The sequence below is a fragment of the Bacillus sp. 9.4 genome (genome assembly GCF_055486415.1).
In genome coordinates this window covers 911,356-928,541 of the sequence record NZ_JBVFMU010000002.1, presented here as the reverse complement: position 1 = coordinate 928,541, position 17,186 = coordinate 911,356, and the positions used below count along the sequence as shown (strand labels likewise).

Genomic DNA, 17,186 nt, shown 5'->3' with positions numbered 1-17,186 from the left:
TGCTGCTTTTTTTATCCCTGTTTTTTTGCGGGCTGGACATCAGGCTTCCATTTAAATACCTTGTTCAGCAAGCGGTAAATTCGTTTTGATTCCTTTGTTACAAGCGGTCCCAAAATCGCCAGAATGAGTACATATAATGCGGCAAACGGCTTTAATGTGGCTGACAGTCCGCCGGCTATCCCGAGATTCGCAACGATAATCGAAAATTCTCCCCGCGATACGATCGTCAGCCCGATATTCGATGAAGCCTTATGAGAAAGCCCTGCGCGTCGTCCTGCCACCATTCCGGCGATAAAATTTCCCAGAATGGTCAAAATCACTGCACCCAACGCAAGCCAAACCGCTTCACCGAGCGAAAACGGATCGATGCTGAGGCCGAAGCTGAAAAAGAACATCGCACCGAAGAAGTCGCGAAACGGAACGACGAGGTGTTCAATCCTATCGGAATGCTCTGTTTCTGAAAAGACCAAACCGAGCAGCAGCGCGCCGATTGCTTCTGCTACATGAATCGTCTCGGAAAACCCGGCGATAAAAAAGAGCGCTGCGAAAATGACGATAATAAACACTTCGTTTGAGCGAATGTCCAACAGTTTGTTCAACAGCGGCGGGAGTTTTCTTGCTGCGATAAAAAACAGCAGCATATAACCGAAGGCGATCAAAATGGACAAGAGCGCACTCCCTACGGATGTCGCATCACCTAGCACAAGGCCGGAAACAACGGACAGATATACGGCAAGGAAAATATCTTCAAACATGATGATGCCGAGAATCAATTCGGTTTCCGGATTGGCGGTTCTTTTTAAATCAACGAGCACTTTTGCGACAATCGCACTTGACGAGATTGTGATGACGCCTGCGAGGATGAGGACTTCCAGAAAGGAAAATCCGGTGATAAACCCGTAAAGCAGTCCGAGACTGAAGTTAATCAAAATATAAATCGTCCCGCCGACCGCGATTGATTTTCCTGATTTGATTAACTTCCCGACAGAGAATTCGAGTCCGAGATAGAAGAGGAGGAACAGTACGCCCATTCGCCCGAAAAACTCAATGATTTCACTGCTTTGAATAAATGTTAGATCAATAATCCCTATTTTCGGCGCGTGCGGTCCAACAAGCATTCCCAGCACAATCAGAAACGGAATAATCGAAAATTTAATTTTATTGGCGATCACACTGGCGATTGCCACAAGCACAAGTGCAGTTCCGACTTCAAATACAAGATGGTCCATCGGGGCTCACACGCCCTCTCCAGAAAGAAAATCGTGAATCAGTTTCTTCAGATGCTTTCTCTCACCTGAGAGGACAAGGGTGTCATTTTCTTCAATAATCGAATCGGCTCCGGGATTTAGGAGCTTTTCCTGGTTGTGTTTGATAATGGCAATTACAGTGACATCGTAATTCTGGCGAACATCAAGCTCTCCGAGTGTGCGCCCGATCGATTTGGCGCCTTTTTCAACCTTAAACCATTCAATAATAAGATCGCTGAAGGCCATTTCGATGGACTCCAGAGCTTGCGGTTTATAGACCATGCCCCCGAGAATAGCTGCAATTTGCCTTGCTTCAGAATCATCCAATGAAATATTTGAAAGAAGCTCATCCGGGTCCCGGTCATTAAACCGGTAAATTTCCCTTCTTCCGTCATCATGAATGATAATCGTCATTTTTTCGTGGCTTCTTGTTTCGATTTCAAACTTTTTGCCGATGCCCGGCAGATCGTTTTCTTTAATATTCAATGAAAATCCCTCCGAATGTAGTGTTGGCAGTATGGGGTGAGTTACAAATAAAACTTGAGCAAATTATATTCGGAGGTAATTAGACTGGTATTTGACAGGGACGGCACAAGCCTTTTCCAGACTGTTTATCAGCGGTTCGTCAAGTGGTTTGACAGAGAGCTGCCTGACAGACTGCGCCAGCGGGCTGTACTCTTTGATCAGCTCAGCCGGGTGCATGCTGCCCGGCGCCGGCGTTTTTGCCGATTGTGTTTCCTGCGGATATGAGGACATAGGCACATAGCTGTCAGTGCTTGCTTCAAACTGGGAAGGCAGAACCACGTCCGAAGGGGGAAAGTACACCATAAATAAACTTAACAGAAAACTGATCAGCAATTTATCCATGTTCCTTTCCTCCCTTCTCGTCAAGATATCCCTTCTTTTTCACTATATAAAACTTTATGTTTCCATTCAAACAATATGCATTTTTCAGTATCTATTGACCTTGAAAAATAAAAAGGTTTATTTGAGGATGGCGAGGAATGTATAGGAGAAAGAAAAAAGCAAGCGCATACATGGAGGTGCTTTATATGGAGTTTGTTCAATATGCATGTAATGGGGCCGTTGCAGAGATTATCCTGAATCGGCCTGATGCCCATCACGCCCTGAATGAACAGATGCTGTCTGAATTGAAGGAGGCAGTCGAAATGGCGGCTGCAAGCGAGGCGCTCATCGTTCTCCTGAGAGGAAGCGGGAAAGGCTTTTCGGCCGGCGGTGATATCAGGATGATGACATCAGAGCATGACTCTGATCAATTTAAACGGCTGATGGATACGATTGAGGCTGTCACCCTGAATTTATATCAGATGAAGAAAGTGACAATTGCAGCCATTCATGGCGCTGCTGCGGGACTGGGCCTGAGTTTGGCGCTTTGTGCGGACATTGTGCTCGCTGAAAAAAACGCCGTTCTCGCGATGAATTTTATCGGCATTGGGCTTGTTCCGGACGGCGGAGGACATTATTTGCTGAAGAAAAGAATCGGTGAAGCAAAAGCGAAAAAACTGATTTGGAGCGGAAAAAAACTATCTGCCTCGGAAGCTGCCGATATGGGGCTTCTTGATGGGACATTTGCTGGAGACCCTGCCGAAGGCGCAAGACCCATTATCGAAACCTTGTTGGCCTCCCCTCTTTTGGCGATGATCGAAACGAAAGCTATTTTTCAAAGCCTCCAGATTGAAGAACTGAAAAAAGTGCTATCCCTTGAGCGCAGCGCCCAAGAGAGAATGAGAAGGACCAAGGATCACCAAGAAGGAATCCGTGCCTTTTTAGAAAAACGGGAGCCGAAGTTTCAAGCGTAACAGATCAGCCGGAAAGCTGATCATCTGTGAAACAAAATCAGCTTTCCGGCTGCATTGACTAAACGATGAGTATGACTATGAAGCTCTTTTTCTTTTAAGAGGGCTTCACCATGAGTTTTTGCCGCTTCTTCATGTTCTGCCTCGAATCGCTCGTTTACCAGCGTGTTCCCCGAAGGATCAAATACGGTAAGGAAATAATCAGCCATCAGGTTTCTCCTCCATTTTAAGGTTTATCAGTCTTTCTTCATTTATATTCTAAAAAGGAAATCAAAATCCTTTATTATGCTTTATCCAAAATTAGTATATAATGGGTCAGGGAAGGAGGAGATTCAGTGCTTACAATTGATCACGTAACGAAGACATTTGGAGATTATAAAGCCGTTGACGGATTGGACTTAGATATTCCGGAACAGCAAATGTTCGGTTTATTAGGCGCAAACGGAGCGGGAAAAACAACGACGTTTCGCATGATCCTAGGATTATTAAGCATTACGGAGGGCTCAATCAGCTGGAAGGGCCGTCCTGTGAATTATCATATCAGCAACAAAATCGGTTATTTGCCGGAAGAGCGGGGCCTTTATCCGAAAATGAAGGTAAGGGATCAGCTCGTCTATCTTGCCAGATTAAAAGGGATGGAGAAGCGAGAGGCTGTAAAAGAGCTCGGGACATGGCTTGAACGCTTCAATATTACAGATTACGAGAATAAGAAGGTGGAAGAGCTTTCGAAGGGGAATCAGCAGAAAATCCAATTCATTTCGGCAGTTTTGCATAAGCCGGAGCTCCTGATTCTTGATGAACCATTCAGCGGCTTGGACCCTGTCAATGTTGAGCTGTTAAAAGAGGCTGTGATCTCGCTGAAAAACAGCGGTGTTTCTATTTTATTTTCAAGCCATCGGATGGAACATGTGGAGGAGCTTTGTGAGAACCTTTGCATATTGCAGAAAGGAAAACCGGTTGTACAAGGCAAGCTGAAGGAGATCAAGCGTTCTTTCGGTAAAAAGAATGTTACCATTCACTCCGATGACGATCTGCGCTTTTTGCAGTCCCATGAAGGCATTCTTCAATGGAAGGAAACGGCAGACGGTGTCAAGCTGCAGATTGCCAATGAAGACATTTCTCAAGAGATTTTTGCTATGCTCCAAGGAAAAGGGTTTATCAGAAAGTTTGAGCTTGAAGAGCCGTCACTGCATGATATTTTTATAGAAAAGGTGGGGGCCGTCTATGAATAAATTTTGGATCATGCTTTCTCATACATACAAAAATAAGATTATGGCAAAATCCTTTATTATTTCGACTGTCATCACGGTGCTGCTTGTTTTAGTTGTAACAAATCTGGAGTCGATCATTTCTTTGTTTCAAGGTGACGATGCGAAAGAAAAAATCGCCGTTGTTGATGAAACAAACGAATTATATCCGGTTTTTTCTAAGCAGCTGAAAGCGGTGGATACAGACGGCGATCTTGATGTGAAGCTGTCGAAGCAATCGGAGGATGAGGTCACAAAGCAAGTCAAAGATGAATCACTCGATGGCATGCTCATCATCAAACGAGATGAAAAAGGGACCATTTCAGGAACATATAAAGCGTTAACGATTTCTGATGAAAGCACGTATCAAACGCTGCAGCAGGCGCTGACGCAAACCAAAACAGCTGTCGGAACAGCGGAGCTCGGCGTGTCGCAGGAAACGATTAGCAGCCTTTATGCGCCTGTTACTGTGGGGCAGAAGGCGCTGAAAGAAGGGGCAAAGTCTGAGGAAGAGCTTGGCCAGACGGTAGGGCTTGTTTACATTATGCTGTTCGTCATTTATTTCTCGGTGATTATGTATGCCAGCATGATAGCGATGGAGGTCGCAACCGAAAAATCTTCGCGAGTTATGGAAATCCTGATCTCAAGTATGCCGCCGATCCAGCAAATGTTTGCAAAGCTGCTTGGTATCGGGCTTGTCGGGATCACACAGCTTGCTATTATTATAGGAGCAGGCTCTCTGTCGCTTAAGCTGAACCAAAAGAGCGAAACGGCTTCATCTGTCGGCGGGTTCCTTAATTTGACCGACGTATCTGCAACTACTGTCATCTATGCTGTCATTTTCTTTTTGCTCGGATACTTTTTGTACGCGACACTTGCCGCGTTTCTCGGCAGTGTCGTCAGCAGAATAGAGGACGTGCAGCAAACGATCACGCCGATGACGCTTTTGGTTGTCGCCGGTTTTATGATCGCGATGTTCGGTTTGAATGCGCCTGACGCAGGATTTATTACGGTAACTTCGTTTATTCCGTTCTTTACGCCAATGATTATGTTCCTGCGCGTCGGCATGCTTGATATTCCGTTCTGGCAGGCGGCTGTCGGAATCGGAATCACACTGCTCACCATTGTCATACTGGCCGTTATCGGCGCCAGAATTTATAAAGGCGGTGTATTAATTTACGGCAATTCAAGCGCGTTCAAAGCGATCAAACAAGCGCTTCGTTTAGCGAAAAACTGATTGGAAAACAGCCTGGGATTCTCAGGCTGTTTCTTTATTGACAGAACGTGCATTCGCAAGAATTCGGTGCTAAAATAAGGGTACTTCATCCTGGAAAGGAGCAGAATGTTGACTGATCTAACCTTTATTCATGCGGCAGATCTTCATCTTGACAGCCCGTTTTACGGGATATCGCATCTGCCGGAGCCGATTTTTGCCCGGATTAAAGAAAGCACGTTTGCAAGCGTGAGACATATGATAGACGCCGCAGTGAGAGAGCACGTTGATTTCATTTTGCTTGCGGGAGATCTGTTTGATGAAGCCAATCGAAGCTTAAAGGCTCAGCTCTTTTTGAAAAAACAGTTTGAAAGACTCAGAGAGTGCGGAATTTCGGTATACGTCATCTTTGGGAATCACGATCATCTTGGCGGGGAGTGGACTCCGATTGAATGGCCTGAGAATGTCCATATTTTTTCGTCCGCTGTTCCAGAAGAAAAATCGTTTTTTAAAGAAGGCAGGCGCATAGCAAGCATTTACGGCTTCAGCTATCAAGCCAGAGCAGTGACGGAAAACCAAGCCGCCCGCTATCGGAGATCAACTGACGCACCGTTTCATATCGGCATGCTCCACGGCACGCTGTCAGGATCTGAAGGACACGATCCGTATTGCCCGTTTACACATGACGACCTCGTGAAAAGCGGGATGGATTATTGGGCGCTTGGCCATATACATAAACGCCAGGTTCTATCTGCCGAGCATCCGGCAGTCATTTACCCGGGAAACACGCAAGCACGCCATATGAAGGAGACGGGAGATAAAGGCTATTATCTCGTTCATGTGACAAACGGAGATATATCTTATGAATTTCAGAGAGCGCATGATGTCCTGTGGGAAAAAGCGGCGGTTGATGTGACGGAGGCAAAGAATATGACCGTCCTCTTCCAAATGGTGGAGAACACGTTTTCGAAGCTGCGGAAAAAGGGGAGCCCTGTTTGTGTAAGGCTTGTTTTACAAGGGACGGCGCCGGAATGGCTGCTGGAGGCGCCAAAAGGCACCTTGGATGAGTTTCTTGAAGCTCTTCAGGAGCAAGAAGCGGAGGAAGAACGTTTCGTTTGGCCTCTTAGATTGGACGATGAGACAGAAAACGAAGCAAACCTAACAAACCTTGATCCTTTTTTTGGCGGTTTATTTGAAGACATTGATCGCAGCGATCTGTCAGACGTGCTGGAAGGGCTTGAGCGGCATCCAGTGTATAGAAGGCACGCGGACCGGTTTAGCCAAGAGGAGGTAAAGGAAATAAAAGAACAGGCACAGATTTTATTGAAAAAGCAGCTTAAGGTGCTTGATACATGAGGCGGTGACAGCTTTGCGAATTATATCCTTACATATCTACCAATACGGAAAATTTTCCAATCGGACCTTTCACTTTTCCGCCTCTCCTGTCCAAGTCATCTACGGATTAAATGAGGCAGGAAAAACGACGATGATGTCATTTATTGAAAGTATGCTGTTCGGTTTTCCAAAAACAAAAAAATATGAACCGAAAACAGGCGGTGTCTACGGCGGTGTTCTTGAAGCTGAACATCCTGAATATGGGGTGCTGAAGATCGAACGGACGAAAGGGACTGCCGAAAAACTAAGCGTGTACACAGAAAAGGGCGAAGTAAAGCAGGGAGATGTTTTAAAGCAGCTGTTCCAGGGCACAGACAGGTCGTTGTACAAAGCCATATATTCGTTTGACGTATTCGGGCTGCAGGAAATTCACGCCTTTAATCGGGATAAGATAGGGGAATTTTTGCTCTTTTCCAGCTTGTTTGGTGCTGAAGCCGTATCAAAGCTTGATTCAAGGCTGACGAAGGAAAGCGAAAGGCTCTATAAACCAAATGGGCGAAACCCTCAATTGAATCAGGAGCTGGAAACGCTTAAGCAGCTGGCAGTGAAGCTAAAACAGGCTGAAGCAGAGGAAGCGGGCTATCATCAGCTTCTCGGGGAAAAACGAACGCTTGAAGCCCGCCTTGCAGCCGCGGAAACCGAATTGAAAGAGACGGCGGGACATATCCGAATGATTGAGGGAGCGATTGAGCGAAAACCATTGCTAAATGAAAAAGCGACACTCGAACAGGTGATTGCAGAATTTCCGGAACATGTAGGACAATTTCCTGCTGACGGACTGCATCAGCTGGAAAAATATGAATCCCATCTGCACCCGAAATCAGCACAGCTTGAGGCGCTTCGGGTGAAGATGGCGGAGTTGGACAAACAGAGGCAAAAGCTTATCCCCAATAAAGAACTATTGGCGAAAGAAACGCTGATACAAGAGCTTTCGGCAGCGTTTCATATGTACCAATCCTGGGGAGAACAGCTGGCAGCCATTCAGGCACAGCTGCGCCAGACGTCTGCGCAGACAGCGGCAGGACTGGAACAGCTTAATAAAACGGATGAAAATGAGCTCCTGAATATGAACACCTCATATGATTATGAATGGCAGCTTCAGCAAGCGGTGCAGCAATATGTACAGGCAAGAGACAGAAAACGGCAGCTTGACGAGACGTTTGAACTTGCCCGGCAAGAGCTGGAAGACGCGGAAAAGGCCGTTCGTGCCGCTTCGTCCGCGATTCTTGAAAACAGCCAAAGAAAAGATAAAGAAGCAGCTCTTAGAGCATATGATGAAACACAGGGGCAGCACCAAGAGCAAGCGAAGCTCAGAGAACAGCTAACGTTTTTTGAAAGACAGCAGGCTAAACAGAAAAAGACTGTCATTGCAGCTGGTATGTTGTTCATCGTTCTCTTTTCTCTGCTGCAGCAATGGATTCCCGCCATAAGTTTCGGCGCTGCACTTATTGTGTATTGGCTTGTATCAGGAAAACCGTCTTTTCGAAACAGCCGAGAGACAAGACAGCCCATGACGGATATTTCACCAGCAGAAGCTGAAATGCTTAGAGGAGCGTTATGGGAGGATGACCGCAATAAGCAGCACCTTCTCACACAGCGTGCAGCGCTCCAGCAAAAAGAGGCGGCGTATGAAAGGGTCATCCAGCAGTTTGAACAGTGGGAAGCCGAAATGGCGCCGTCCTTTACACAGGTTGAGCGTTTTATGAATGAGCTCGGATTTAAGGAAGATCCATCATTTTTGCTTGATGCATACAGCTTAATGAAGGATGTTAAAAAAGAAGTGAAGAAAAAGCATGAGCTGACCATTGAAGCAGGCAGGCTGAAAAAGCACCGGAGAACATTCGAAGAACGCGTCAGTATGCTTCGTCCCGTGAATCAGAGTCAGGATATCTCCATTTCGGACGCCCTTCACACATTGCGGAAAAACATTGAACGTGAAAAAGAAATTGAGAAGCAAAAAAAGGAAATTGAAACAGATATTCATTATACAAAGGAACAGATGCTTGAACTTGAGCAAGAAATACAGTATTTCCACGCACAGATCGAACAGTTATTTGCCGCGGCTGCTGCAAAAGACAGAGATGCGTTTTTTGCCATAGCCGACATCAGCAGGCAATTGAAGGATACGGAGAACAAGCTTCATCACGTAAACGCACAGCTTCAAGGCGGGCACCCGGAGGAACTTGAACTGGCGGATTCCAATACGCTTTCTGAATTGAAAGATAAGCAATTTGTTGAGAATGAAAGAAAAGAGCGGCTGACTGAGGAGATCGAGCAGCTCCGCAGCCAAATCGCACTGCTCTCAGTCAAACAGGAACAATTAGAGGCTTCGGGATTGGTCTCAGACCTCAAGCTTCAAACCGAAATGCAAAAAGAACGTGTAAAAGAAACGGCTAAAAAATGGGCCTCGATACAAATGATCAAACAGGTGATCAGAAACAAATTGGAGCGGCATAAAAAAGTCGAGCTTCCGCGCCTTCTGGAGACGGCAGGAGAATTCTTCCGCCCCCTGACTGACGGAAGCTACCAAACCATTTATTTTTCCGAATCGGATGATTCGATCATGGTTATGCATGGCGATGGAACTGTCTATCATGCGGAAGAGCTGTCACAAGGGACATGTGAACAGCTGTATACAGCGATCCGATTTGCTTTGGCCGTTACGCGCCAGGATGGGTCAATGCTTCCTTTCCAGCTTGACGACAGTTTTGTTCATTTTGATCAGGAAAGGCTGAAACGTGTATTACATGTTCTGTATGATTTATCCAAAGGCGGTAGGCAGATTTTGTATTTTACATGCCATGAGCACGTAAAAGATGCATTTCATAGCAGCCAAATCATCCATTTGGTGTCATAAAAGAGGTTCTATAGCTGAAAATCGGTATGTGATATACTGGTATTATGTAAGATACGGAGGGAGCTTTAATAGAATGGCTAAAGGGATTATGCTACATGAGGTTGGCGAACAGGTGGACCAGTATCTATTGATTAAATCCTCGACGAAAGGGATTGCAAGCAATGGAAAACCGTTTTTGACGCTGATGCTGCAAGACCAGTCAGGCGATATTGAAGCGAAGCTGTGGGATGCCAAGCAAAGTGATGAAGTGACTTATGCGCCGCAGACGATTGTCAAGGTCGTGGGGGATGTTCACCATTATCGCGGGCGCACCCAGCTAAAGCTAAGAAATATCAGACCGGTAAGCGAGCAAGAGAACGTCAATATTGATGATTTTTTAGAAACCGCGCCGATTCCGAAAAATGAAATGATGGACACCATCACTCAATATATATTTGAAATGAAAAATCCGAATATCCAGCGAATCACAAGGTTTTTGGTTAAAAAACACGAAGCTGAGTTTATGGATTATCCGGCGGCTACGAAAAACCACCATGAGTTTGTCTCAGGTTTGGCGTATCATGTTGTCTCTATGCTGAACCTGGCGAAAGCAATAGCAGATTTATATCCATCTCTTGATCGTGATCTGCTTTATGCCGGTGTTATCCTGCATGATCTTGGAAAAGTGAAAGAGCTGTCCGGCCCTGTTTCCACTTCATACACGGTGGAAGGCAATTTGCTCGGCCATATTTCGATTATGGTGACAGAGCTTTCAAAAGCGGCTGAGGAGCTTCAAATCGATTCTGAAGAGGTGTTAATTCTTCAGCACTTGATTTTGAGTCACCACGGGAAAGCGGAATGGGGCAGCCCGAAACCGCCGATGGTGAAAGAAGCGGAAATTCTTCACTATATAGACAATCTGGATGCAAAAATGAATATGATGGACAGAGCGCTTGAGCGCGTGAAGCCGGGCGAGTACACTGAACGTGTATTTGCGCTGGAAAACCGTTCCTTTTATAAACCGACATTTCATAAATAACGTAAAAAGGACTGATGCTGACATATTCAGATCAGTCCTTTTTGATGTGTCTTTCCCGCTCATAACTCGTCTCATTCCCGCATATGGTTAAGAATAAAGAATCTATGCAAAGGGGGAGGAGCCCGTGTTATTTTTTCCGTGGTGGGTGTATCTTTGTATTGTAGGCATTATTTTCAGCGCATATAAACTTGTGGCGGCAGCCAAAGAAGAAGAAAAAGTAGACCAGGCTTTTATTGAAAAAGAAGGGCAGATTTATATGGAGAGGATGGAAAAGGAGCGAGAACGCCGTGGTTCTCAGCAGCATGAAGAAGAAAATCAAAACCATTCCATCGCATAAAAAAACTGTGCGGCTCGATGAGCCTGCACAGCTTTTTTATTATTTAGAACTGCTTGAAGGTGAAGAAGTGCTGTTGCTTGTTGAAGATGTATTAAATGTGTCTTTCAGATCTTTATCTTTTACTTCGATGTCAGCTTTCTTCATGACTTTTTGAACAGCTTCCTGAACAGCTGCGTTGTCATTTAATTTTTGTTCAAGCACTTCAGATTTCAATTCTTTTTTCATATCATCGTATTTGCCGCGTTCTTCTGTCTTTTTAATGATATGGTAGCCGTATTGCGTTTTGACTGGGTCACTGACTTCACCTGTTTTTAATTTGAATGCAGCTTTGCTGAATGTTTCGTCCATTTGGCCTTCTTTTGCAAACCAGCCTAGATCTCCGCCTTGTGAAGCAGAGCTGTCTGTTGAGTATTCTTTCGCAAGGTCTTCAAACTTCTCGCCTTTTTTCAGCTTTTTCTCTACTTCTTCAGCTGTCTTTTTATCAGCGACAAGGATGTGGCTTGCACGGATTTTGCCTTTTAAGCCTTCCCAGTACTCTTTGATATCGGCGTCTGTTACTTTGATGTTATCTTTAGCCGCTTTTTGTGTCAGCAATTCATATTTTACTTGTTCTTTCAGGTAATCCTTGCCATATTGCTTTTCGAGGGCAGTATATTGATCGCCAAGCTGCGTTTTGTATTCTTTCAGCTTGTTGTCAATTTCTTTATCCGAAACTTTATACTTCTTGTCCAATACTTTTTCTTGCACTAGCTGTGTCAGTACGCTTGCGCCAGCTGTTTTCTTCATGTTTGTGTAAAGCTCGCCTTTTGTGACATCGCCTGCGTCTGTTTTTGCGATGACTTCTTTGTCGCCGCTGCTGCAAGCACTGAGAGCGAGGATGCTTGTAGCAGTGATAGCTGCTATTGCGATTTTCTTCATTGTTTTCAAACACTCCTAATCATTCCAAATTAAATTACCTATGCGTATCATAACATATTGTGGCTTTCTGTAAAAAGATTTTAAATAAAGGGCATTCGTCTAGTCAAACTTTTGTTGATGACATACTTATATATTGATCAAGAAAAGGAGGTATGTAACATGAGCGGAGGATACTCTAACGGATTCGCGTTGCTCGTAGTACTGTTCATTTTGCTTATCATCGTAGGTGCAGCTTACATCTACTAAGCAGCCCGAGGATCGCTTGCAACATAAGCGATCCTTTATTTTCACTAGCGCCTAATCGTTTCAAACATGAATTGCATAACATGTAATTGGTAAATAAAGCTTATTACAGGAGGTGCTTTTTAAGATGGGTGAAGTATTTGCAGGCGGATTCGCTTTATTGGTTGTGTTATTTATTTTATTGATTATCATCGGCGCTTCTTGGCTGTACTAATCAACATAAAAAAGCATAGCTGCTTAATCAGCAGCTATGCCTTTCGTATTTACACTGTAAAGGAGATCTCCACAAACGAAGAGATCAGTAAAATTAATATAGATACATTAATAAACCGGAATACCTTATCTTGCCGCTCTTCAGGAATCTCTCTGACAAGGCATAATGTATTGGTGAGCCTGTTTATGAAATATAAAATAAACACGGCAGCCACGATAAAATAGAATAAAATGATGGGAGATTCCCCCTCTCTCTGAACTGTCCCATATTACATTACCAAATATTTATTAAAAAAGATAGAATGCAAATTGAAAAATCGCCACCAGCACCAGGGTTTGACTACTTTTCAACAAGAATATCCAAGCTGTCTGCTTCCTGATCAATAAAAGCGGTTTTCGGTGCTTTTATCAGCTTGAGAGCCAGCAGGAAATCAGGCAGACAGTAGCCGGCGTGAATGCCCGAGATCATGCAGAAATAATGAGCATGATTCGGAAATGCCAGTGCTGCGTAAAACAATACCGGTGTAATCAGCAAGAACGGGCTTACCAGTGAAATCAGCATTGTTGTTTTTGGTATACGTTTCCATGTGCGCATGCGCAATATGTAAAACTTTTTTTCTATTTTTCTTTTTTTGCAGATGATTGGCAGGACATGGATGACTTTATGTACAAATAAAATAACGACGAGCAAACCGCCGAATAAAGATACATATTCATCGCTTAAGCTTGTGCCAGGCCGCAGCAGCTCAAAAGCTAAAAAGGTAGATATAAAAACCAAAATCATAAAACATACAGCAGTTAATATTATGCGAACGGCGCCATAATCCTTCATGAGATTTATGGTCTTCCAGCAATTCATCAAAGTCATCCTTCCGTACATCTTGAATAGAATCTCAAAATAATTTACTCCTCCGAAGAGAAAAAATCAATGCTTTTTTAAGAAAAAATATCATCCGGCAGGTATTTTTTTGAAACAAGCAAACAAACTGCGAAATATGGGGTTAGAACTTTCTTCTCAGTGAATTATCAGCTAAAATAAGATTAAAGATAGAAAGAAGTGGTGTGGATGGATTCGATGGATCATCGCATTGAGCGATTAGAATATTACATACAATTATTAGTGAAAACAGTAGATATGGACAGGTACCCCTTCTATGCGCTTCTCATTGATAAAGGGCTGAGCAAGGAAGAAGGGGAAGCGGTTATGAGGATATGCGATGAATTGTCGGAAGAGCTGGCAACACAAAAAGCGCAAGGATTTGTAACCTTTGATAAGCTCCTTGCGCTTTTTGCCGGACAGCTGAATGAAAAATTAGATGTTCATGAAACGATTTTTGCCCTGTATGAGCAAGGGCTTTATCAAGAGCTGATGGAAGTCTTTATTGACATCATGAAGCATTTTGATTAACTGTTTACAGGTTCGAGCTCTTCTGCCGGTTCATCCGCCGCACTGTCCTTTGTTTTTTTCTTCAGTTTTCCGTTTACGCTTTCAAAGTCATTGTCAATATTGGTGAGTGACGTTTCGAAAATTTCCATAAAATCATCGCCGTAGATATGGCGTATCATACACATCATTTCTGCCACTTCAGGAAATTTTCCGAATAAATGATACAAAGGCTGTGACCCTTTAAAAACAGCGTTGCGTGTCGGATCAAATTCCTCAAGCAAGCTCCAGAATACCTCGGTACCTTCCTCAGTCAATTGGACATATGTGTTCCGTTTATCATTCAGCCGTTTGGAGAACCTTAAATATCCCCGTTCTTCCAGCTTTTTTGAAAAGTTGAATGCGGTTGATACGTGCATGACCCCGAATTTCGCGATTTCAGAAATGGAAGCTCCATTCAATTGATACGCAATCCATAAAATATGATGCTCATTAATATTCAGGTCATACGGTTTGAGCCATTGCTGCCAATCCTTCTCGATCGATTTCCAAAGAGCCTTGCTAAGCTGAGCCATTTTCTGGGTGAAGACCAGAGCTTCTTTCACATCATAGGGCGGTTCCACTCGATTCATTACGTCACCTGCTTCTCTTTTTCTTTTTCTCTATTATGCCAATAAAATAAAGATTAATAAAGATGAAAATGTAAGAATTTTTTAATAAATTCACAAACCATTGCGGCGGAAGGGTTTTTCGGCCAAAAAAAATACGGGTCCAATTTTGGCCCGCATTTTTTTCTTTTGAATAGGATATTAGTTTTGTAAGGTTTTCTCCAGCTGTCTGATTTTCTCTTCGATTTCGGCAATTTCTTTTTGCAGATCCTGCTGGTGAGGCTTGATCTCTTCCTGCCATTTTTTAATTGACGTTTGGAGCTCGCCGCCCACGTCTTTAATAACATCCGTGCTTTCTTTTGCCGCTTTGATCAGCTGGTCTTTTAATGCAAGCCCGTCTGATTTTAAGCGTTTGATTGTTTCTTCAAAAGAATCATAATTGGTTTTCATTTTTTCACGCAGCTGCTTTCCTGAGGAAGGTGCAGTAAGAAGAACCGCTGCTCCTCCGATGATGCCGCCTACGAATAGTCCTGTTAATAGAGAACGTCCGCTCGCCATTACAATCACCCCGTCTTTTTCTTCAAAATAGGATTCATTCAGCATTTTTCATTTTTGTTGAAAGCCTGAACTTCTATACATAGCTTGCTTTATTTTAGCATATTTTTTAAGTGAAAAGGAGGGAGAAGGTTGTCTGTCTTTTTGATTGTATTATCCTGCATCACACTTGCCTTCGCTTCAGGCGCTGTTTACTATATCAGACTTCTCAGCCAGGCTGCTTCTTATCCGCCCAAGAGGGTTATCCGGCAGAAAGCGCTTGTTTGTTCAACCGGAACCGCCTTTACACTATGTCTTATCTTTTTCACAAAACTCCTCGCTTAAAACATGCTGACATGCTGCAGGCGCTCTGTTCAAAAAAACCTCTCCCGGAAGCGGAAGAGGTTTTGTGTGACAATTATTTAGCAGCTTCCATAAAGCTCGAACGTCTTAAAATGGTTTGCACAATCGGATAAATAATGATCATTGAGATTGTATTCAGCACAGCGGCCGGCAGAACAACAGCCGCGAACAATGCGGCGAAACCGCCCGGCAAACCGACGATCAATAAAGCTGACGATAGAAACACAATTCCCGATAAGATGGTCCCGATCACTGTCAGCACAGCGGCTGCACCTGTTTTCCGGCTCTTTCTGAACAAGAGAAACAGGGAGAAGAACAGAAACGCTGATACAGGTTTGTCGATGATGTTAGGGATCTGTCCGGCTGGAAACGCGGTTGTAAGCGCGGAAATGATTCCGGTCACGATCCCGATGACGAGTACATTTTGCACCCGCGGGAACAGCAGAATGCCCATGAACATCATGATCAGCATCATATCTGGTTTCATGCCGCCTAAAAAGGGCGGAATAATGGAATGAAGCGCTGCGCCGATAGCGGCAAACAGAGCCATAATGACTAACTCTTTTGTTTTCATAACTATGCTCTCCTCTGCTAAGCTTTTTGCCCTCCAATAATATGCTCATCATTTATTGCGAAGGCTTTACAGAATGTGTTATGCAAACAGTATACCAAACGGACGGTTTGCATAGCCAGACTTTTTACTCATTTTCCTGCTGGAATTTCTTCATGAACGCAGCTAATTTTTCACAGTCTTCGAGAGAGACCGCGTTATAAATAGAAGCGCGGCAGCCTCCCACCGAACGGTGTCCACCAAGGCCGATCATCTTCGCATCTTTTGCTTTCTGAACGAATGTTTTCGTTAATTCGTCATCCCGAAGCGTGAAGGTGACATTCATGCGTGAGCGGCTGTCCTTTCTGGCATGTCCTTTATAGAAGCCGTTGCTTTCATCAATACAGCTGTAGAGAACCTGCGCTTTTTGTTCATTGCGCTGTTCAACAGCTTCCACACCGCCGTTTTCCTTTAGCCATTCCAGAACAAGGCTCAGCATATAAATCGCAAATGTCGGCGGAGTGTTGTAGAGTGAATCCGCTTTGACATGCGTGGAATATTTCAAGATTTTTGGGACGTTCGCATTTTCATTTTGCAGCCAGCTTTTTTTCATGATAACTACAGTCACGCCGGAAGGGCCGAGGTTCTTTTGGGCGCCTCCGTAGATCACGTCAAATTTGGACACATCGATTTTTCTGCTTAAAATATCGCTGGACATGTCGGCGACGAGCGGAATTGGAGAATTCGGGAACTCCTGCCACTGAGTGCCGAAAATCGTATTGTTGGATGTGATGTGTAAATATGCGCCGTCTTTTACATCCGTAAGGTCAACCTCTGGAATATAGCTGTAATTGTCTGTTTCACTTGTAGCGGTGATAGACGTGTTCCCGAACAGTTTCGTTTCTGCCAGTGCTTTTTCAGACCAAGCGCCTGTCATGACAAAATGCGCGGTTTTTTCAGGTGTTAAAAAGTTCATCGGAAGCATTGAGAATTGAAGGCTTGCCCCGCCTTGAAGAAACAAGATATCGTAATCTTCTGGAATGCCCATCAGTTCGATTAAGAGGCTTTTCGCTTTTTGGTGCACCGCTTCATACTCTTTGCTGCGGTGGGAAAGCTCCATAACAGACATGCCGGATTCGTTAAAATTAATAAATTCTTTCTGTGCTTTTTGCAGAACTTCCAGTGGCAGCGCTGCAGGACCTGCGTTAAAATTCGTTGTACGTTCCATTATGATCTCTCCCT

General features: G+C 44.2%; 22 protein-coding genes. 11 read left to right on the top strand and 11 right to left on the bottom strand.

Going from position 1 to position 17,186, the window contains the following annotated elements; all coding sequences use genetic code 11:
* Window positions 1-11 precede the first annotated feature (11 nt).
* The 3 genes from khtU to khtS all read right to left on the bottom strand — a co-directional run bounded on the left by khtU (window position 12) and on the right by khtS (window position 2,114).
* Window positions 12-1,229 (bottom strand): K(+)/H(+) antiporter subunit KhtU, encoded by a 1,218-nt coding sequence (khtU, locus tag ACZ07B_RS11380; RefSeq protein WP_014476307.1) that lies wholly within the window; start codon window positions 1,227-1,229, stop codon window positions 12-14.
* A 6-nt stretch (window positions 1,230-1,235) separates the two neighbouring features.
* On the bottom strand, window positions 1,236-1,733 hold the full coding sequence (khtT, locus tag ACZ07B_RS11375; protein WP_003233269.1) for a K(+)/H(+) antiporter subunit KhtT: 498 nt from the start codon (window positions 1,731-1,733) through the stop codon (window positions 1,236-1,238).
* 63 nt (window positions 1,734-1,796) lie between these two features.
* Complete coding sequence (gene khtS, locus ACZ07B_RS11370) at window positions 1,797-2,114, bottom strand: K(+)/H(+) antiporter modulator KhtS (RefSeq protein WP_464877193.1); 318 nt, start codon at window positions 2,112-2,114, stop codon at window positions 1,797-1,799.
* A 185-nt stretch (window positions 2,115-2,299) separates the two neighbouring features.
* On the opposite strand from khtS, the gene ACZ07B_RS11365 reads away from it, so the two are divergent.
* A complete protein-coding gene (locus ACZ07B_RS11365) occupies window positions 2,300-3,067 on the top strand; it encodes an enoyl-CoA hydratase (protein WP_124059656.1) in 768 nt (255 codons plus the stop codon).
* Window positions 3,068-3,087: 20 nt separating this feature from the next.
* Here ACZ07B_RS11365 and ACZ07B_RS11360 read toward each other — a convergent pair whose 3' ends face one another.
* On the bottom strand, window positions 3,088-3,273 hold the full coding sequence (locus tag ACZ07B_RS11360; protein ID WP_015715596.1) for a YhzD family protein: 186 nt from the start codon (window positions 3,271-3,273) through the stop codon (window positions 3,088-3,090).
* A 126-nt stretch (window positions 3,274-3,399) separates the two neighbouring features.
* On the opposite strand from ACZ07B_RS11360, the gene ACZ07B_RS11355 reads away from it, so the two are divergent.
* From ACZ07B_RS11355 to yhaL, 6 genes are all read left to right on the top strand, one after another.
* Window positions 3,400-4,296 (top strand): ABC transporter ATP-binding protein, encoded by an 897-nt coding sequence (locus ACZ07B_RS11355; RefSeq protein WP_003233262.1) that lies wholly within the window; start codon window positions 3,400-3,402, stop codon window positions 4,294-4,296.
* A complete protein-coding gene (locus ACZ07B_RS11350) occupies window positions 4,289-5,548 on the top strand; it encodes an ABC transporter permease (protein ID WP_003244912.1) in 1,260 nt (419 codons plus the stop codon). The genes ACZ07B_RS11355 and ACZ07B_RS11350 overlap by 8 nt, the downstream gene beginning before the upstream one ends.
* Window positions 5,549-5,653: 105 nt before the next feature.
* Window positions 5,654-6,880 (top strand): exonuclease SbcCD subunit D, encoded by a 1,227-nt coding sequence (locus tag ACZ07B_RS11345; RefSeq protein WP_406901221.1) that lies wholly within the window; start codon window positions 5,654-5,656, stop codon window positions 6,878-6,880.
* 4 nt (window positions 6,881-6,884) lie between these two features.
* Window positions 6,885-9,776 (top strand): DNA repair/recombination ATPase SbcE, encoded by a 2,892-nt coding sequence (gene sbcE / locus ACZ07B_RS11340; RefSeq protein WP_464877225.1) that lies wholly within the window; start codon window positions 6,885-6,887, stop codon window positions 9,774-9,776.
* A 73-nt stretch (window positions 9,777-9,849) separates the two neighbouring features.
* Window positions 9,850-10,794, top strand: a complete 945-nt coding sequence (yhaM, locus tag ACZ07B_RS11335; RefSeq protein ID WP_003245698.1) for a 3'-5' exoribonuclease YhaM — start codon at window positions 9,850-9,852, stop codon at window positions 10,792-10,794.
* Between the two features lie 124 nt (window positions 10,795-10,918).
* Window positions 10,919-11,131, top strand: coding sequence for a sporulation YhaL family protein (gene yhaL / locus ACZ07B_RS11330; protein ID WP_216999665.1), 213 nt, complete (start codon window positions 10,919-10,921; stop codon window positions 11,129-11,131).
* A 39-nt stretch (window positions 11,132-11,170) separates the two neighbouring features.
* Here the strand turns inward: yhaL and prsA are convergent, their stop codons facing one another.
* Window positions 11,171-12,049: a peptidylprolyl isomerase PrsA gene (gene prsA, locus ACZ07B_RS11325; protein WP_015383240.1), complete on the bottom strand. Its 879-nt coding sequence runs from the start codon at window positions 12,047-12,049 to the stop codon at window positions 11,171-11,173.
* A gap of 159 nt (window positions 12,050-12,208) precedes the next feature.
* Here prsA and yhzE1 point away from each other — a divergent pair, with 159 nt between their 5' ends.
* Together yhzE1 and yhzE2 are read left to right on the top strand one after the other, a co-directional pair.
* Window positions 12,209-12,295, top strand: coding sequence for a sporulation protein YhzE1 (gene yhzE1 / locus ACZ07B_RS11320; protein WP_003327753.1), 87 nt, complete (start codon window positions 12,209-12,211; stop codon window positions 12,293-12,295).
* A 124-nt stretch (window positions 12,296-12,419) separates the two neighbouring features.
* Window positions 12,420-12,506 carry a sporulation protein YhzE2 gene (gene yhzE2, locus ACZ07B_RS11315; protein WP_003155248.1) on the top strand — a complete coding sequence of 29 codons (87 nt, stop codon included), beginning with the start codon at window positions 12,420-12,422 and terminating at the stop codon, window positions 12,504-12,506.
* Between the two features lie 49 nt (window positions 12,507-12,555).
* Here the strand turns inward: yhzE2 and ACZ07B_RS11310 are convergent, their stop codons facing one another.
* Window positions 12,556-12,738 (bottom strand): hypothetical protein, encoded by a 183-nt coding sequence (locus ACZ07B_RS11310; protein ID WP_024571667.1) that lies wholly within the window; start codon window positions 12,736-12,738, stop codon window positions 12,556-12,558.
* Between the two features lie 107 nt (window positions 12,739-12,845).
* Window positions 12,846-13,364 carry a DUF3267 domain-containing protein gene (locus ACZ07B_RS11305; protein WP_268549536.1) on the bottom strand — a complete coding sequence of 173 codons (519 nt, stop codon included), beginning with the start codon at window positions 13,362-13,364 and terminating at the stop codon, window positions 12,846-12,848.
* 207 nt (window positions 13,365-13,571) lie between these two features.
* On the opposite strand from ACZ07B_RS11305, the gene ACZ07B_RS11300 reads away from it, so the two are divergent.
* Window positions 13,572-13,913 (top strand): YhaI family protein, encoded by a 342-nt coding sequence (locus tag ACZ07B_RS11300; RefSeq protein ID WP_009966921.1) that lies wholly within the window; start codon window positions 13,572-13,574, stop codon window positions 13,911-13,913.
* Here ACZ07B_RS11300 and ACZ07B_RS11295 read toward each other — a convergent pair.
* Together ACZ07B_RS11295 and ACZ07B_RS11290 are read right to left on the bottom strand one after the other, a co-directional pair.
* Window positions 13,910-14,521 carry an HTH-type transcriptional regulator Hpr gene (locus ACZ07B_RS11295; RefSeq protein WP_268549541.1) on the bottom strand — a complete coding sequence of 204 codons (612 nt, stop codon included), beginning with the start codon at window positions 14,519-14,521 and terminating at the stop codon, window positions 13,910-13,912. The genes ACZ07B_RS11300 and ACZ07B_RS11295 overlap by 4 nt on opposite strands.
* Window positions 14,522-14,698: 177 nt before the next feature.
* Complete coding sequence (locus tag ACZ07B_RS11290; RefSeq protein WP_326214122.1) at window positions 14,699-15,055, bottom strand: YtxH domain-containing protein; 357 nt, start codon at window positions 15,053-15,055, stop codon at window positions 14,699-14,701.
* A 129-nt stretch (window positions 15,056-15,184) separates the two neighbouring features.
* Here ACZ07B_RS11290 and ACZ07B_RS11285 point away from each other — a divergent pair, with 129 nt between their 5' ends.
* Window positions 15,185-15,376 (top strand): hypothetical protein, encoded by a 192-nt coding sequence (locus tag ACZ07B_RS11285; RefSeq protein ID WP_024571664.1) that lies wholly within the window; start codon window positions 15,185-15,187, stop codon window positions 15,374-15,376.
* A 73-nt stretch (window positions 15,377-15,449) separates the two neighbouring features.
* On the opposite strand, the gene trpP is transcribed toward ACZ07B_RS11285, so the two are convergent.
* Together trpP and serC are read right to left on the bottom strand one after the other, a co-directional pair.
* A complete protein-coding gene (gene trpP / locus ACZ07B_RS11280; RefSeq protein ID WP_003233236.1) occupies window positions 15,450-15,968 on the bottom strand; it encodes a tryptophan transporter TrpP in 519 nt (172 codons plus the stop codon).
* A 124-nt stretch (window positions 15,969-16,092) separates the two neighbouring features.
* Window positions 16,093-17,172 carry a 3-phosphoserine/phosphohydroxythreonine transaminase gene (serC, locus tag ACZ07B_RS11275; protein WP_268549543.1) on the bottom strand — a complete coding sequence of 360 codons (1,080 nt, stop codon included), beginning with the start codon at window positions 17,170-17,172 and terminating at the stop codon, window positions 16,093-16,095.
* Between the last annotated feature and the right edge of the window lie 14 nt (window positions 17,173-17,186).

Excerpts from the sequence above, each read along its gene's own strand:
- khtU (WP_014476307.1), bottom strand. The coding sequence starts at position 1,229 with ATGGACCATCTTGTATTTGAAGTCGGAACTGCACTTGTGCTTGTGGCA.
- khtS (WP_464877193.1), bottom strand. The coding sequence starts at position 2,114 with ATGGATAAATTGCTGATCAGTTTTCTGTTAAGTTTATTTATGGTGTAC.
- ACZ07B_RS11365 (WP_124059656.1), top strand. The coding sequence starts at position 2,300 with ATGGAGTTTGTTCAATATGCATGTAATGGGGCCGTTGCAGAGATTATC.
- ACZ07B_RS11360 (WP_015715596.1), bottom strand. The coding sequence starts at position 3,273 with ATGGCTGATTATTTCCTTACCGTATTTGATCCTTCGGGGAACACGCTG.
- ACZ07B_RS11350 (WP_003244912.1), top strand. The coding sequence starts at position 4,289 with ATGAATAAATTTTGGATCATGCTTTCTCATACATACAAAAATAAGATT.
- ACZ07B_RS11345 (WP_406901221.1), top strand. The coding sequence starts at position 5,654 with ATGTTGACTGATCTAACCTTTATTCATGCGGCAGATCTTCATCTTGAC.
- yhaM (WP_003245698.1), top strand. The coding sequence starts at position 9,850 with ATGGCTAAAGGGATTATGCTACATGAGGTTGGCGAACAGGTGGACCAG.
- prsA (WP_015383240.1), bottom strand. The coding sequence starts at position 12,049 with ATGAAGAAAATCGCAATAGCAGCTATCACTGCTACAAGCATCCTCGCT.
- yhzE1 (WP_003327753.1), top strand. The coding sequence starts at position 12,209 with ATGAGCGGAGGATACTCTAACGGATTCGCGTTGCTCGTAGTACTGTTC.
- yhzE2 (WP_003155248.1), top strand. The coding sequence starts at position 12,420 with ATGGGTGAAGTATTTGCAGGCGGATTCGCTTTATTGGTTGTGTTATTT.
- ACZ07B_RS11305 (WP_268549536.1), bottom strand. The coding sequence starts at position 13,364 with ATGAATTGCTGGAAGACCATAAATCTCATGAAGGATTATGGCGCCGTT.
- ACZ07B_RS11300 (WP_009966921.1), top strand. The coding sequence starts at position 13,572 with ATGGATTCGATGGATCATCGCATTGAGCGATTAGAATATTACATACAA.
- ACZ07B_RS11295 (WP_268549541.1), bottom strand. The coding sequence starts at position 14,521 with ATGAATCGAGTGGAACCGCCCTATGATGTGAAAGAAGCTCTGGTCTTC.
- ACZ07B_RS11290 (WP_326214122.1), bottom strand. The coding sequence starts at position 15,055 with ATGGCGAGCGGACGTTCTCTATTAACAGGACTATTCGTAGGCGGCATC.
- trpP (WP_003233236.1), bottom strand. The coding sequence starts at position 15,968 with ATGAAAACAAAAGAGTTAGTCATTATGGCTCTGTTTGCCGCTATCGGC.
- serC (WP_268549543.1), bottom strand. The coding sequence starts at position 17,172 with ATGGAACGTACAACGAATTTTAACGCAGGTCCTGCAGCGCTGCCACTG.